The 14,022-nt window shown below is 73.4% G+C and carries 10 protein-coding genes and 1 pseudogene; 5 read left to right on the forward strand and 6 right to left on the reverse strand.

All coding sequences use genetic code 11. The features are described 5' to 3' along the window. Positions 1 to 45 precede the first annotated feature (45 nt). Entirely contained in the window at positions 46 to 1,155 is a 1,110-nt protein-coding gene (locus ACSMXO_RS10360; protein ID WP_455417505.1) for a phosphotransferase family protein, read from the reverse strand. A 252-nt stretch (positions 1,156 to 1,407) separates the two neighbouring features. On the opposite strand from ACSMXO_RS10360, the pseudogene ACSMXO_RS10365 reads away from it, so the two are divergent. Together ACSMXO_RS10365 and ACSMXO_RS10370 are read left to right on the forward strand one after the other, a co-directional pair. Then, positions 1,408 to 2,124, forward strand: a pseudogene (locus tag ACSMXO_RS10365) (amino acid-binding protein); the annotation flags it as partial. 325 nt (positions 2,125 to 2,449) lie between these two features. Continuing rightward, positions 2,450 to 3,532 carry a GNAT family N-acetyltransferase gene (locus ACSMXO_RS10370; protein ID WP_455417506.1) on the forward strand — a complete coding sequence of 361 codons (1,083 nt, stop codon included), beginning with the start codon at positions 2,450 to 2,452 and terminating at the stop codon, positions 3,530 to 3,532. Positions 3,533 to 3,714: 182 nt separating this feature from the next. Here ACSMXO_RS10370 and ACSMXO_RS10375 read toward each other — a convergent pair whose 3' ends face one another. After that, a complete protein-coding gene (locus ACSMXO_RS10375) occupies positions 3,715 to 5,292 on the reverse strand; it encodes an aldehyde dehydrogenase family protein (RefSeq protein ID WP_455417507.1) in 1,578 nt (525 codons plus the stop codon). A gap of 845 nt (positions 5,293 to 6,137) precedes the next feature. On the opposite strand from ACSMXO_RS10375, the gene ACSMXO_RS10380 reads away from it, so the two are divergent. Beyond that, positions 6,138 to 8,630 carry a glycoside hydrolase family 9 protein gene (locus ACSMXO_RS10380; protein WP_455419213.1) on the forward strand — a complete coding sequence of 831 codons (2,493 nt, stop codon included), beginning with the start codon at positions 6,138 to 6,140 and terminating at the stop codon, positions 8,628 to 8,630. 81 nt (positions 8,631 to 8,711) lie between these two features. Here the strand turns inward: ACSMXO_RS10380 and ACSMXO_RS10385 are convergent, their stop codons facing one another. The 4 genes from ACSMXO_RS10385 to ACSMXO_RS10400 all read right to left on the reverse strand — a co-directional run bounded on the left by ACSMXO_RS10385 (position 8,712) and on the right by ACSMXO_RS10400 (position 12,688). Further along, positions 8,712 to 9,386, reverse strand: coding sequence for an SMI1/KNR4 family protein (locus tag ACSMXO_RS10385; RefSeq protein ID WP_455417508.1), 675 nt, complete (start codon positions 9,384 to 9,386; stop codon positions 8,712 to 8,714). A 91-nt stretch (positions 9,387 to 9,477) separates the two neighbouring features. Beyond that, the gene (locus ACSMXO_RS10390) at positions 9,478 to 9,771 is read right to left on the reverse strand and encodes a hypothetical protein (protein WP_455417509.1); all 294 of its coding nucleotides are present in this window, start codon (positions 9,769 to 9,771) and stop codon (positions 9,478 to 9,480) included. A 22-nt stretch (positions 9,772 to 9,793) separates the two neighbouring features. Next, a complete protein-coding gene (locus ACSMXO_RS10395) occupies positions 9,794 to 10,537 on the reverse strand; it encodes a tetratricopeptide repeat protein (protein WP_455417510.1) in 744 nt (247 codons plus the stop codon). Between the two features lie 135 nt (positions 10,538 to 10,672). After that, a complete protein-coding gene (locus ACSMXO_RS10400; protein ID WP_455417511.1) occupies positions 10,673 to 12,688 on the reverse strand; it encodes a glycoside hydrolase family 3 protein in 2,016 nt (671 codons plus the stop codon). A 631-nt stretch (positions 12,689 to 13,319) separates the two neighbouring features. On the opposite strand from ACSMXO_RS10400, the gene ACSMXO_RS10405 reads away from it, so the two are divergent. After that, on the forward strand, positions 13,320 to 13,679 hold the full coding sequence (locus ACSMXO_RS10405; RefSeq protein ID WP_455417512.1) for a hypothetical protein: 360 nt from the start codon (positions 13,320 to 13,322) through the stop codon (positions 13,677 to 13,679). A 260-nt stretch (positions 13,680 to 13,939) separates the two neighbouring features. After that, a complete protein-coding gene (locus tag ACSMXO_RS10410) occupies positions 13,940 to 14,020 on the forward strand; it encodes a putative leader peptide (protein WP_369938690.1) in 81 nt (26 codons plus the stop codon). Positions 14,021 to 14,022 lie beyond the last annotated feature (2 nt).

The raw sequence follows: 14,022 nt of genomic DNA on the forward strand, positions 1-14,022 counted from the left end.
TCCGGCGGTTGACCGGCTCGGCCGCGACTTCCGGCAGCAGGCTGGTCAGTTTCGGCGAAACGCGGCCAGGCCGTACGCGACCAGCGGGGCGACGAGGGCGCCGATCCGGTCGAACCCCTCGCCGACGGTCTGCCCCAGGGTGTGCCGGTAGTGGATGCCCTCGCAGATCACGGCGAGCTTGAAGCAGCCCAGCGCGACGTGCCAGTCCAGCGGGCCGACGTCGACGTCGCTGCGGGCCGCGTACCGGTCGATCAGCTCGGCGCCGGAGGGGAAGCCGGCGCGCGGACCGAGCCCGTCGGCGACCGGGTTGCCGTCGGCCGCGTCGGAGTCGCCGAGCACCTCCCAGTAGGTCAGCAGCAGGCCGAGGTCGGCGAGCGGGTCGCCGAGGGTGGCCATCTCCCAGTCGAGTACCGCCCGGATCGTCACCGCCGGGCTCTCCGACGTGGCGCCCGGGGCGGGCCCGCATTCGGCGATCAGGTTGTCCAGGCGGTAGTCGCCGTGCACGATCCGCCCGGCGTTGCAGCCGTCCGGCGCGGTCGCGGCCAGCCGTCGGCGTAGCTCGTCGATGCCGGGCAGCGGCCGGCTGCGGGACCGGTCGAGCTGCCCGCCCCAGCGGCGTACCTGCCGGGCCAGGAAGCCCTCCGGCCGGCCGAAGTCGGCCAGTCCGACGGCGGCCGGGTCGACGGTGTGCAGCGTCGCCAGCACGTCCATCATGACCAGTGCGAGCGCCCGGCGCTGGGCCGGGGTCAGCGGGTCGGTCTGGCTCCGGCTCCGGTAGACCACCCCGGGGACCCGGGCCATCAGGTAGAACGGCGCACCGAGCACCGCCTCGTCGGCGCAGTGCAGCAGGGCGGCCGGCACCGGTACCCCGGTCGGGGCGAGTGCCGAGATCACCCGGAACTCCCGGGCCATGTCGTGCGCGGTGGCCAGCACGTGCCCGAGCGGGGGCCGGCGGAGCACGAACTCCTGGTCGCCGGCCCGGACCAGGTAGGTGAGGTTGGACCGGCCGCCGGCAATGAGTTCCGCCCGGAGCGGGCCGGTCAGCAGGTCGGGGCGGTGCGCCGCGAGATGCCCGGCCAGCCGGTCGAGGTCGAGCCCGGACGGCGACCCGGCGGGTGGCTCCGGCCGGACGGCGGTGGCCGGCGGATCGGTCATCCCGACAGTTGATGGCATCTGGCGGTCGGAGTCAAGCCCGGGCCGCCGGGCGCAGCATCCGCTCCGCTGCGGGGAAGGGACCGGGGCCTCGCCGAGCTGGCCCGCCCGGGGCGGCACCGTACGTCTTCGGGGCGAACACGGGTTGTTGCTGCCGGGACATGCCGCTGCAACAGGGGCGAAATGGTCATCGGGCAGCCTGGTTGACAGCTCGCCGGCGGAACGCGCGCCGGTCCGCCGACGGAGGGGACGGACATGTTGCTGAGGGTTCGGGTGACCCTGCCGGATCGACCCGGAACGCTCGGTCAGGTCGCTCGCACGCTGGGCGTCGCGGGTGCCGACATCGTTGCGGTGGTGGTGTTGGAGCGGCTGGGCGGTCGAGCCGTCGACGACTTCACGGTGGTCTGGCCCGGTGCCTCCCGGGTCGACCGGCTCTGTGCCGGACTCGGCGCGATTCCGGGGGTACGGGTCAACGGCATGTGGCGGGCGATCGGCGCGCCGACCGGCGGGGGACAGGACGCCGAGCTGCTCGCCCAGATCGCTGCGAACCCGGCCGACGGGCTGGCCACGCTGGTCGACGCGGTACCCGGCCTGCTGGCCGCCGACTGGGCCGCCGCGGCGGTGGTGCCGGCGGACTGGGCGGCGCGGACCGGGATGGGCGCGGGGACGGTCCGGGGCAGCGGCGCGCCCGCGGTGGCGTACGCGAGCTGGCGGGCACCGAGCCCGCTCCAGTTGCCCGAGGTGACCCCGTTGCGGGCCCGCTCGGTGAACGGACCGGCCGGCACCCACTACGCGGTCGCCCCGTTCGGCCGGGCGGGGCTGGTGCTGATGCTGGCCCGGGTGGACGGCGACGGGCTGGCGGCGGCCGGTTTCCACGTCACCGAGGTCGACCGGATCGCCCAACTGGTGCGGGCCGCCGCGACGATCCTCGGCGACCGGCTCGACCTGGTCAGCGCGCCACCGGCGGCGACCGAGCCGGCCCCGCCATCGGAGGTGGACGGGTCGGCTCCGGCGCTGGCGATGCCGCCGGTGGCGGTACCGGCGACGGCTGCGGCAGCGGCGCAGCGCGCCTTCCCCGGCCGAGAGACGCTGGCCGGGCCGGCGGCACCGGCGAAGCCCGGTCCGCCCGGTGGACCGGAGATGACCGCGGCGCTGGCCTCCGGCTCCGCCGTGGCGCCGGTAGGTCCGGCCGCCTTCGCCCCGGCGAGCGGGCGACTGCCGGCGATCATGACCCGTCACGGCTGGGCAATCGACGGGTAACAGCAGGCGGGCAGGCTGGCATCGGAAAGGAGTTGCGATGACACTGTGGCGGATCAGGGCGACGGTGGCCGACCGGCCGGGATTCCTCTCCGTACTCACCGCCAGCCTGGCGCTGCGCGGGGTGAACATCCTCACCGTCCAGGTGCACACCACCGAGGCGGGGGCGGTCGACGACTTCCTGGTGGACGCGCCGGCCGAGTTGACCGCGGACGACCTGGTGGCGGCGGTGGAGCGCGGCCGCGGGCGGAACTGCTGGGTGGCCCGCAGCGAGGCGCAGGGCCTGGCCGACCAGCCGACCCGGGCACTCGGCCTGGCCAGCCGGCTGGTACGCGATCCGGACGGGCTCGGCGAGTCGCTGCGCAGCCTGCTCAACGCCGACTCGGTCACCTGGCGGCCGGTGGCCTCCGGCCCGGCGGGTCCGGGACACGGCGCCGGGACGATGCGGCTGCCCGACCCGTGCGGCGGCTCCTTCGAGGTGCTCCGGACAGCCCCGAGCTTCACCCCGGCCGAGTACGCCCGCGCCCAGGCGCTGGTGGACCTGGCCGGTGCGGTGGCGCGGCAGGCCGCCGACCGGGTGACCCTGGTGCTGCCGGACGGCGCCGAGTTGACCGTACGTCCCGCCGTCCCCGACGACCTGCCGGCGGTGCTGGCGATGCACCACCGCTGCGCGGCGCGGAGCCTGCTCCGGCGCTATCCGGGGCGGGGTGCGGCGCCGCCGGAGCGGCTGCGCCGGCTGCTCTCCCCGGCGCACGGGGTAACGCTGCTGGCGCTGCCCGGTGGCGCGGACGGTCAGCCCGAGCGGGTGGTGGCGATGGCGAACCTGGCGCCCGAGGGGGTGCTCGCCGAACTCGCCCTGCTGGTCGAGGAGGGCTGGCAGCGCCGCGGCCTCGGTGCCGCGCTGCTGCGCCGCCTGGTCGGGTACGGCACCCGGGCCGGCTACGCCGCGCTGCTCGCGCACACCCCGGCCGACAACGTGGGGATGCTGCGCCTCCTGGACCGGCTCTGCCGGCCGGGCGCGGTCGACCGGGACGGCGAGCTGCTGACCGTCACGGTCCCGCTGCACGACCCGCGGGCCGTGCCGGTCTCCGCCGCCGAGACTCCCGCCGCCGCCGAGGCGTAGCGGCGCGGCACAGACCCGGCGGTCCGGTCCTGGTTCGGGACCGGACCGGCGGAACCGCCTGACTGGGGCGAGACGGAAGGGGCCCCTCCGGTAGGACGGCCGGAGGGGCCCCTTCCCGGGTGCCCGGCCGGTGGCCGGGCGTCCGGGCTCTCAGGTGGCCGGGCTGACGGGTGGCCGGGCTGTCAGGTGGCCGGGTAGCTGCTGTAGTCCGGGAAGTTGCCGTACAGCCGCTGGGCCGAGGAGCTGACGGTGACGGCCTGCACCAGCAGGTCGCCGCCGACGAAGGCGCCCTTCCAGGAGGCGCCCCGGCCGCCGAACGGCTCGTCCCGGTCGCCCCGGGACCGGGGCTTGTTGATACCCACCTTGAACGCCTGGAGGTCGACCGCGAGCTTCGCCGCCTTCTCCTCGTCGTCGCAGGCGAGGCTGGCCACCAGGGCGCCGTTGCTGGCGTTCATCGCGGCCAGCAGCTCGTCCGGGGTGTCCACCACCACGATGGTGTCGACCGGGCCGAACGGCTCCGCGTGCATCAGCCGGGACCGGCCGGGCGGGGCCAGCAGCACCGACGGGGCCACGTACGCCGAGGTGTCCTGGCCGGCCAGGAACGGGGCCCCGTCCAGGCGTCCCCGGTAGAGCGGCACCGCGCCGCCCCGGACCGCCTCGTCCACCCTGCGGCGCAGCTCGTCCGCCTTGGCGGCGCTGATCAACGGGCCGAAGTCGAGCTCCGGCAGCGGGTCGCCATCGGCCCAGCTCTCCTCCACGGCCAGCGGGTGGCCGAACCGGACCGAGCGGACCACCGGCAGGTACATGTCGAGGAACTGGTCGACCAGCTCCCGCTGCACCACGAAGCGCGGGTACGCCGTGCAGCGCTGCTTGCCGTACTCGAAACCCTTCTTCAGGTGCTTGGCGAGGCTGTCCCACTGCGAGAACTCCCAGATGCCCCAGGCGTTCAGCCCCTCCTGCTCGATCATGTGCCGCTTGTCGGTGTCGAGCAGCGCGGCGGCGACCTTGCCGCCGTTGGACCGGCCGCCGACGAAGGCCACCGCGCCGATCTCGGGGGCCCGGACCAGCACCTCGGAGAGTTCCTCGCCACCGCCGCTGAGCAGGGTGGCGGGGAGTCCGGCCCGGCGCATCAGCGCGTGCGCCACGGTGAGGCAGACCGCCCCGCCCTGGGACGGCGTCTTGGCGATGACCGCGTTGCCGGCGAGCAACTGCACCAGCTCGGCGTGCACCAGAACGCTCATCGGGTAGTTCCAGCTCGCGATGTTGCTGACCGGCCCGGCCAGCGGTTCCCGGCCGTCGGCCAGCATCCGGTCGATCTCCTCGACGTACCACCGCACGCCGTCCAGCGCCCGGTCCACGTCCGCGCAGGCCAGCCGCCACGGCTTGCCGATCTCCCAGACCAGCAGCAGGGCCAGCAGATCCCGGTGCACGGTCAGCTCGTCGAGCGCCTCGACCACCCGGGCCTTGCGGTCGGCCAGCGGAGTCTCGGCCCAGTCGCGGTGCTCGGCCGAGGCGAACGCGACGGCGGCCCGGGCCGACTCCGCGTCCAGCCGGGACAGGTTGGCCAGTACGGTGCTGTCCACCGGGGTACGCACCGGGCTGGGCGTACCGACCGACTGCCAGCCGCCCTCGATCAGGTTGCGCAGCGTGACGGTGCCGTCGGGTCGGCCGGCGTCGAGGTCGAACGCTTCGGGGGTCGTCCGCACCGCCCGGGCCAGGGTCTCCGGCCAGGCGGTGCCGTCGGCAAGGCGCAGTGCCATCGCTGTCTCCTCAGGGTCGTCGGCCGGCTGAGCCGTCGGTGTGCAGGGCTCGCCGGGGCCGGAACGATCAGCGTGCGGCGGCGTCGATGGCACCGCTGATCTGGGGTTTTGTCTCCCTGATCTGGGCGTACTGTCTCCCGGGGCGCGCGGCGGCGGCAACCGTACGCCCGTATCCCAGGACGGGAGTCCCGCCGGTTGGCCCGGGCATCCGGCTAGCTGAGTCGCCGATCAGCCCACTGAGCTGGGAAAACGATGTCTTGTCATCGAGGGTTTTGGATGCTGTGAGGATCGTCAACGAAGAGGAAAGGGCTTTCCTCTGGACATCCCGGTGGCCCTTCGCTGCCCGGCGGCCGGAGGTGTCGCCGGTTTGGGTCCTTCACAAACCGGCAATGGCGCGGTTACATTGTCTGCTATCCATGGGAGCGCTCCCGGGCTCCGATGGACCGAGATCCAAACCCCTCGCCCGGCACCACCGCAGCACAGTTTTCCCAGGCCCCAGCACCCGCGTCGTGCACCGCGCAGGGAGAGGGGCGGATGCGCCCACATCCGCCCCTCGTGTCCTCCGCTACGCGTCGCCGCGCGCGGCTCCACGGACAGGAGCGATTCTAGTGCGCGACCGCATTGCCCCGGCCCGGCCGAACGGGCAACGTCCCCGGCCCGGTCCCCGGCCCAAGCCAGGCGCCCGGCAACGCCTCGACGGTCGGCAGCGACCGGACGGCCGGCAGCGGCCCGACCGCGGCCAGCGGCCGGGCCGCTGGTACCTCCGCGCGGTGGCCGCCGGCGCCACGGCACTGGCCGCCGCCGCGGCGGCGGTGCTGACCGGGGTCGCGCCGGCCGCCGCCGACGTGCCGACGACGGCCGGCGCGCCGGCCGCGACCGGATCGGCGCCGGCCCCGGCCGCCGCGCCGGCCTTCAACTACGCCGAGGCGCTACAGAAGTCGCTCTACTTCTACGAGGCGCAGCAGTCCGGCGCGCTGCCCGACTGGAACCGGGTCTCCTGGCGCGGCGACTCGGCGCTGACCGACGGCTCCGACGTCCGGCTGGACCTCACCGGTGGCTGGTACGACGCCGGTGACCACGTCAAGTTCGGGTTCCCGATGGCGTTCAGCGCCACCATGCTGGCCTGGGGCGCCGTCGAGTACCGCAGCGGGTACCAGTCCTCCGGCCAGCTCCCGCACCTGCTCAACAACCTGCGCTTCGTCAACGACTACTTCATCAGGGCGCACCCGTCGGCCAACGTCCTCTACGGACAGGTCGGCAAGGGCGACGACGACCACAAGTGGTGGGGGCCGGCCGAGGTGCTGCCGATGGCGCGGCCGGCGTACAAGATCGACGCGAGCTGTGGCGGCTCGGACCTGGCCGGCGAGACGGCGGCGGCGATGGCCGCCTCCTCGATGGTGTTCCGGCCCACCGACCCGGCCTACGCGGACCGGCTGGTCACGCACGCCCGCCAGCTCTACAGCTTCGCCGACAGCGTGCGCCGGGCCTACCACGAGTGCATCACCGACGTGACGAACTTCTACCGGTCCTGGAGCGGCTATCAGGACGAACTGGTCTGGGGCGCGATCTGGCTCTACCGGGCCACTGGGGACGCCAGCTACCTGACCAAGGCGGAGACCGAGTACGACCGGCTCGGCACCGAGCCGCAGCAGAGCAACCGGCTCTACAAGTGGACGGTGGCCTGGGACAACAAGCAGTTCGGCGCGTACGTGCTGCTGGCCAACCTGACCGGGAAGCAGAAGTACGTCGACGACGCGAACCGCTGGCTCGACTACTGGACCGTCGGGGTGAACGGGGAGAAGGTGCGTACCTCCCCGGGCGGGATGGCGGTGCTGGACACCTGGGGCGCGCTGCGGTACGCCGCCAACACCGCGTTCGCGGCCCTGGTCTACAGCGACAAGACCACCGACGCGACCCGGAAGACCCGCTACCACGACTTCGCGGTCCGGCAGATCAACTACGCCCTCGGCGACAACCCGCGCAACTCCAGTTACATGATCGGATTCGGTGCCAACCCGCCGCGCAACCCGCACCACCGCACCGCACACGGCTCCTGGTGGGACAGCATGCAGGTGCCGGAGGCGACCCGGCACACCCTCTACGGCGCGCTGGTCGGCGGGCCCTCCTCGCCGAACGACGCGTACACCGACAGCCGGTCGGACTACGTGATGAACGAGGTCGCCACCGACTACAACGCCGGGCTCACCTCCGCGCTGGCCCGGCTGATCTCCGAGTACGGCGGCACGCCGCTGGCGAACTTCCCGCCGGCCGAGACGCCGGACATCGACGAGATCACCGTGGAGACCACGGTGATGCAGGCCGAGCCGAGGGCGACCGGGATCAAGGCGATTGTCTACAACAAGTCCGCCTACCCGGCCCGGGCGCTGACCGACTCCTCGTTCCGGTACTACTTCCGGCCCGAGGGGAGCAGCGCGATCCAGGTGACCAGCGGCTACACCCAGGGCTGCCCGGCACCGACCAGCGCCCGGCAACTCTCCGGCGACATCTGGTACGTCGAGGTCGACTGCTCCGGCTACACCATCGCCCCGGCCGGCCAGTCGGCGCACCGGATGGAGGTGCAGTTCAAGATCGGGGTGCCCGAGGGGGGCACCTGGGATCCGAGCAACGACCCGTCGTACCAGGCCGCCGCCGGGCCGAACCCGAAGCTGGCGCTCTATGAGGGCGGCGCGCTGATCTGGGGCGCCGAACCGGCACCGTCGGCTCCGGACAACACCGCGCCGAGCGCGCCGGGTACCCCCACCGCCGCCGCCGTGACCGCTGGCGGAGCCACCCTGAGCTGGACCGCCGCCACCGACGACGTCGGGGTCACCGGCTACGACGTGTACCGGGAGAACGGCGCCAGCGACGTCCTGCTCGGCTCGGCGGCCACGCCGACGTTCGCGGTGACCGGGCTGGCGGCCGGGACGGCGTACCAGTTCTACGTGGTGGCCAGGGACGCCGCCGGCAACCGCTCGACGGCGTCGGCGCCGGTCTCGGTGACCACCCCGAGCGGCCCGGCCGGCGGCTGCCGGATCGGCTGGACCGGCAACGAGTGGAGCACCGGGTTCAGCGGCACGATCACGATCACCAACACCGGGACGAGCACGGTGCAGGGCTGGACACTGGAGTTCGCCCTCACCGCCGGACAGCGGATCACCCAGGCGTGGTCGGCGACCGTGACCCAGTCCGGTACGGCGGTCACCGCCACCAACCTCGGCTACAACGGCACGCTCGCCCCGGGCGCCTCGACCAGCTTCGGATTCAACGGCATCTCCACCGGCAGCAACCCCCGGCCGACGTCGTTCACGCTCAACGGCGCGGCCTGCGCGACCGGCTGATCCGTCCCTTGGCCGGTCCCCGCCGGGGCCGTCGGGCGGTAACCAGCAGGCTGCCCGACGGCCCCGGTCCGGTGGATCGGGCTAACGCAGCGGCTCGGCGGCCTTGGCGGTCGCCTCGTCGAGCCAGTCGAGATACCACCGGGCGAAGCCGACCCGCTCGCCGTGCGGGCCGGCCAGCGGAGTGAAGCCGCCGTCGTCGGCGCTGTCGTCGGCCCACATCGCGCCCCGTTCCGGGCCGCTGACCACCAGCATCTGCCGGTACGCGCAGCCGAGGTGGCACAGGTAGACGGCGCCGACCGTGTGCGACGGGTCGTACGCCACCCGGTCGTGCAGCTCCCAGTAGGCGTCCTCGGCCGCGTTGAACTCCTCGACCGTGCCGAAGTCCTCCTCGTCCGGCGGCTCCGGCAGCTCGGCCGCCGGGTTGACCGGGCCGGTGTGCGGAAACGGCTCGGCGAGGGTCGCGAGCTCGGTGAGGTCGGCACCGTCACCCTCCCAGCGCCAGCGACCGTCCACCCGGCGCAGCGGAAAGAGGCCGTAGAACGGGCCCGCCCCGCCCCGGCTCACCTCCAGCAGGAAGCCACGGTAGTCCTCCGGCAGCCGCACGCCGAGCTGCTCCTCCAACTCCGCCAGCTCGGCCGGGCGGAGCGGTGGTTCGAGCCGCCATCCGTGTCCGTTCGCGCCGAAGACCTTGGCGTCGGGCGCACGGGAGAGCGCGGCCACCCGGTCGCGTACCCCGGACCAGTCGATGTTCGTCACGGGCCGGACCCTATCGGGGCGGTCCGACGGATCCGCGGCCCCTCCGCCGGCGCCCCGGGACCCCCCGCCCGTCGTCGCGGCCCGGACCCGGTCAGAGTCCGCGCTGGGCGGCGAGCCGGTCCACCGCCTCCTTCGCCTCCCGCAGCCCCTCGCCGGTGGCCTCCCGGTACGCCTTGACGGCCGCGATCTTCTCTCCCCGCTCCAGGTGCGCCACCACCTGCGGCAGCGCCGGCTCGGGCAGGGCGAGGCCGAGATTCCCGAGCACCAGGTCGAGTTTGGCCTCGACCCGGCGGAGCCGGGCGGTGGTTTCCCGCTGGCGCCGGGCAGCCGACGACATCTCGGTCAGCGCCAGCACGAGCAGGGGGAGCGCGACGACAGGAACCAACCAGGAATCCATGGCACGGTATTCAAGCAGAGGACGTCGGCGGTGTCTCCGGTCGGCTGCGCCGGCTCTCGGCGAGGTTGGCCAGCGCGGTGACCGTGTGCGGGTGCTCCTCGCCCAGGGCGTGCCGCAGCCCCTCGGCCGCCTCCTCGTGCAGTTGCCGGGCCAGCGCGAGGTCACCGCGGGCGCCGGCGAACACGCCCAGGTTGTCGATCGCGATCAGCGTGTCGGGATCACCCGCGCCGCGTACCTCCCGGGACAGCCGGACCGCCTCGGCGGCCAGCTCGTACGCCGCGTCGACCTCGCCCGACCGGAACAGGCACTGGGCGAGGTTGTCCATCGAGGTGAGCGTCTCGGGATGGGTCGTGCCGCGCAGTCGGCGGGCGGCGGCCAGCTCCCGCTCGTGCAGCTCGCGGGCCCGGGGCAGGTCGCCGGACGCCTGGAGCACCAGGGCCAGGTTGTTGACCGCGTACCAGGTCACCGGGTGGTCGTCGCCGAGCACCCGGCCGGAGAGTTCCACCACGCGTTCGCCCAGCTCGCCCGCCTCCGCCAACTCGCCGAGCCCCCGCCGTACGTCGACCAGGTTGCTCAGCAGCGCGATCGACTGCGGGTTGGCGTCCCCCCACTGCCGCCGGGCCAGCGAGACCGCTTCGGTCAGCGCCTCGGCGGCGGCGGCGAGCTGCCCGCGGGCGACCAGAGCAGCGGCCCGCCGGCCGCGCCGGTGCACCCGAAACATGGTCGTCCAGTCCCGCAATCCCGCCACGGTCACCTCCGGCCTCCGGGGAATCGGCGCGGATCACTCTACGCGCCCCCGGCCAGTACGGCGGGGGCCCGTCCGATGTGGACGGCGCCGCCGCCGGTGCCCGGGTCACGGGGCCGGCGGCGGCGACTCGTCGGAGCCGTTTCAGCGGGTCCGCAGCCCGTACCCGTACGGGAAGAGCGGGCGGTAGTCCCGGCCGCCGACGTTGATCGGCACCTGCGCCTCGCTGCGCGGCCAGCTCACCGAGAGCCTGCCGGTGAACGGGCGACGACCGAAGAGGACGTCGGCCACGCCGGCACCCTCGCTGCCGGGCAGCCAGGAGGCGACCAGCGCGTCCATCTGACCGAGCTGGTCGGTGAGCACCTGCGGCCGGCCCGAGACGACGAGCACCACACAGGTGTCGATCGCGCCGCAGACCTTGTCGACGACCGCCTTGTCGCCGGGCTGGAGGGAGAGCGACTTCGCCTCCTGCTGCGGCGTCGTGCACCAGGTGCACTCCGGCCCGCCGACGTCACCGAAGCCCTCGGTGTACGGCGTCTCGCCGACCACCACGACGGCGACGTCCGAGCCGGCGGTCGGGGCGGAGCCGTCCGCGCTGTACGTGACCTGGGCGCGCGGCGCCACCTCACGGATGCCCTCCAGGATGGTGGTACCCGGGATGATGTCGCCGGAGGCGCCCTGCCAGGTGATGGTCCAGCCGCCGGCCTGGTTGCCGATGTCGTCGGCGTTCCGGCCGGCGACGTAGATCTTGGCGTCCTTACGCAGCGGCAGTGCCCGGTCGCTGTTCTTCAGCAGTACCTGCGACTCGGCGACCGCCCGCCGGGCCAGCGCCCGGTGCTCGCGGCTGCCGACCTCGTCGACGTCGTCGGCGGAGGCGTACGGGCGCTCGAAGAGGCCGATCTCGAACTTGGCCCGCAGGATCCGGCGTACCGCGTCGTCGATCCGGGCCTGGCTGACCCGGCCGGCCCGCACCTCGGCGAGGAGCAGGTCGATGAACTGCTTGGCGTTGTTCGGCACCATGAACATGTCGATGCCGGCGTTGACCGAGGTACGCACCTTGTACGCGGTCAGCCCGGCCACGGTCGGCTCGTCCGGGTCGGGGATCTGGTGGATGCCCTCCCAGTCCGAGATGACGAAGCCCTTGAACCGCTGCGCCCCCTTGAGCACGTCGGTGAGCAGCTCCTTGTGCGCGTGCATCTTGACCGGGTTGCCGACGCCGTCCTCGATCCAGTCCACACTGGAGAACGACGGCATCACGCTGTCCACGTCATGCCGGCGCAGCGCGGTCCAGAACGGCGCGAGGTTGGTCCGGGCGAAGTCGGCCCGGGTGGTGACGGTGACGCCCTGGTCGATGACGTACCGCTGGGAGCCGGACGGCAGGCTCTCGTTGGCGTCGGCGGCGGCCTGGTCGTACTCGGTGTCGCCGTCCCCGGCGTAGTGCTTGATGGTGGCCAGCACCCCGGCGTCGCGCAGCCCGTCGACGTAGCTGCTCATCTCGCCGACCAGCCCCGGTTCCTCGCTGAACGCCTCGTAGGCCCGGCCCCAGCGCTCGTCCCGGGAGACGCAGAGGCAGGGGGCGAAGTTCCACGGTATGCCGGTCGCCTTCACCTCCTCGCCGGTGGCCTTGCCGATCTGCCGGACGAGTTCCGGGTTCCGGGTCGCGCCGAGACCGATGTTGTGCGGGAAGACGGTGGCGCCGTAGACGTTGGAGTGCCCGTGCACCGCGTCGACGCCGTAGATGATCGGGATGCCCAGCCGGGTGCTCAACGCCTGCCGCTGGAAGCTGTTGATCATCGACACCCAGGCTTCCGGGGTGTTCGGGGTGGGGATGGAGCCGCCGCCGGAGAGCAGCGAGCCGAGGCCCCACTGGGCGACCAGCGTCGGGTCGGCGTCCACCGCCAGCCGCTCGGCCTGGGCCATCTGGCCGACCTTCTCCGGCAGGGTCATCCGGCCGAGCAGGTCGTTGACCCGCCGGTCGATCGGCAGCCTCGGATTGCGGTAGTCGGGCTTGCCGCCGTGGCCGCCGGAGCCGGCGACGGAGGCGGGGTCGGTGGACCCGGCGGGCGCCGCTGACGCCGCGCCGGTGGGCGGCAGCGAGACGACGAGCAGGCCGGTGAGCAGGGTTATCAGTGGTGTTCGGGATCGCGAGTGTGGACGCATGTCGAGCCCTCCAGAACGAAGTCGGGGTGCGCGCCAGGCCCGATCCTCCCGGTGACCATAAGACGGCGTCAATATCGGATGGTAAAGGTTCCTTCGTGAGAGCGCTCTATCCCGTGTGCTTCGTCCACCTTCATGGTTATTCGTGCTGCCGTTGCTTTCCTGCCGGTAGTGGTGCAAGTCAGCTTCGCTCGCTTGCGGACGGACCCCGGTGTGCGCCGCCGCGCGACCCGGTGCCCGCACCGCTGGCATCGGATTGCCCCGGCCGGTGGGCCGGCCGGGTAACCCGCTCGGGGGTCCGGGATAGCTCTCCGGAGGGAGGTGCCGGATCGCCGGTACCGGGACCGTGGACCTCCGGAACGCCCGAACGGGCGACGAGCGAGGAGGACGCGATGAGGACGACGGGACATCGAATCGGGGCGGTGGCGGCAGCGGTCGCCATCGTGGTGACCGGGTCGGCGGCGTCGGCCGCACCCGGGCACCCGCCGGCACCGGTGGCTCGGGTGACGGGATCGGCGCAGATCTCGCTGCCGTACTGGCCGGACAGCGACGTCCGCGTGTTCACCTTCGACGCCGTCGGCACGCCGTACAGCCGGGCGCGCCGGAGGGCCTGCCCACCGACGCGTCCGGGACGGTGCGCATCTCGCACCGGGTGGCCGAGGCGGGGATCACGGTCGGGATGGCGGCCCGGGTCGACTGCTTGGTGACCGGACCCGGCGTCGCCACCCTGACAGCCGTCGTGACGCAGGCCGACGAGCCGGTGGCGGACTGGGTCGGCAAGCGCCTCGGCTTCAGCGTCTACGACGCGGACCGGCACGGCACCGACCGGATGGGCTTCTCCTGGTCCGTGGTGAACGGGGAGCAGAACGAGAGCGGCGAGTGGGTCGAGGCGGGGGTCGGCACCTGCATGGGGCCGGGCCCGTTCGCCCCCGTCACCCGGGGCGACTACACCGTCCGGCACCAGGACCTGCTGCCACCGCCGGTTGGGCACTGACCCTTCTCGGGTACCTCCGGTCCGCCGGCTCCGGCGCGCGCGGACCGGAGGCGGCCCGGCGGACCGGCCTGCCCCGTCCGTGCACCCAATTCGACAGTCTCCGATCCGGGGAAGACCGGCCGCCGACGGCGCCGACGGCACGTCGGCGGGATCGAGCGGCGCATCCGGGGGCGCGATCCGGATCCGGCGTACGGAGGTGTTCGTCGCAGGGAGTGGATCGACGGTTGACAGCGCGTCGGTGCTCTATCAAGATCTACTTTGTGCGAAGCGCCTTTCTGACCAAGCGGGGTCACATCGACCTCCTGCGCGTCGCCAGCGCCGCCTGTCGACCGTCCCTCTGACG

This window comes from Plantactinospora sp. DSM 117369 (assembly GCF_053764795.1).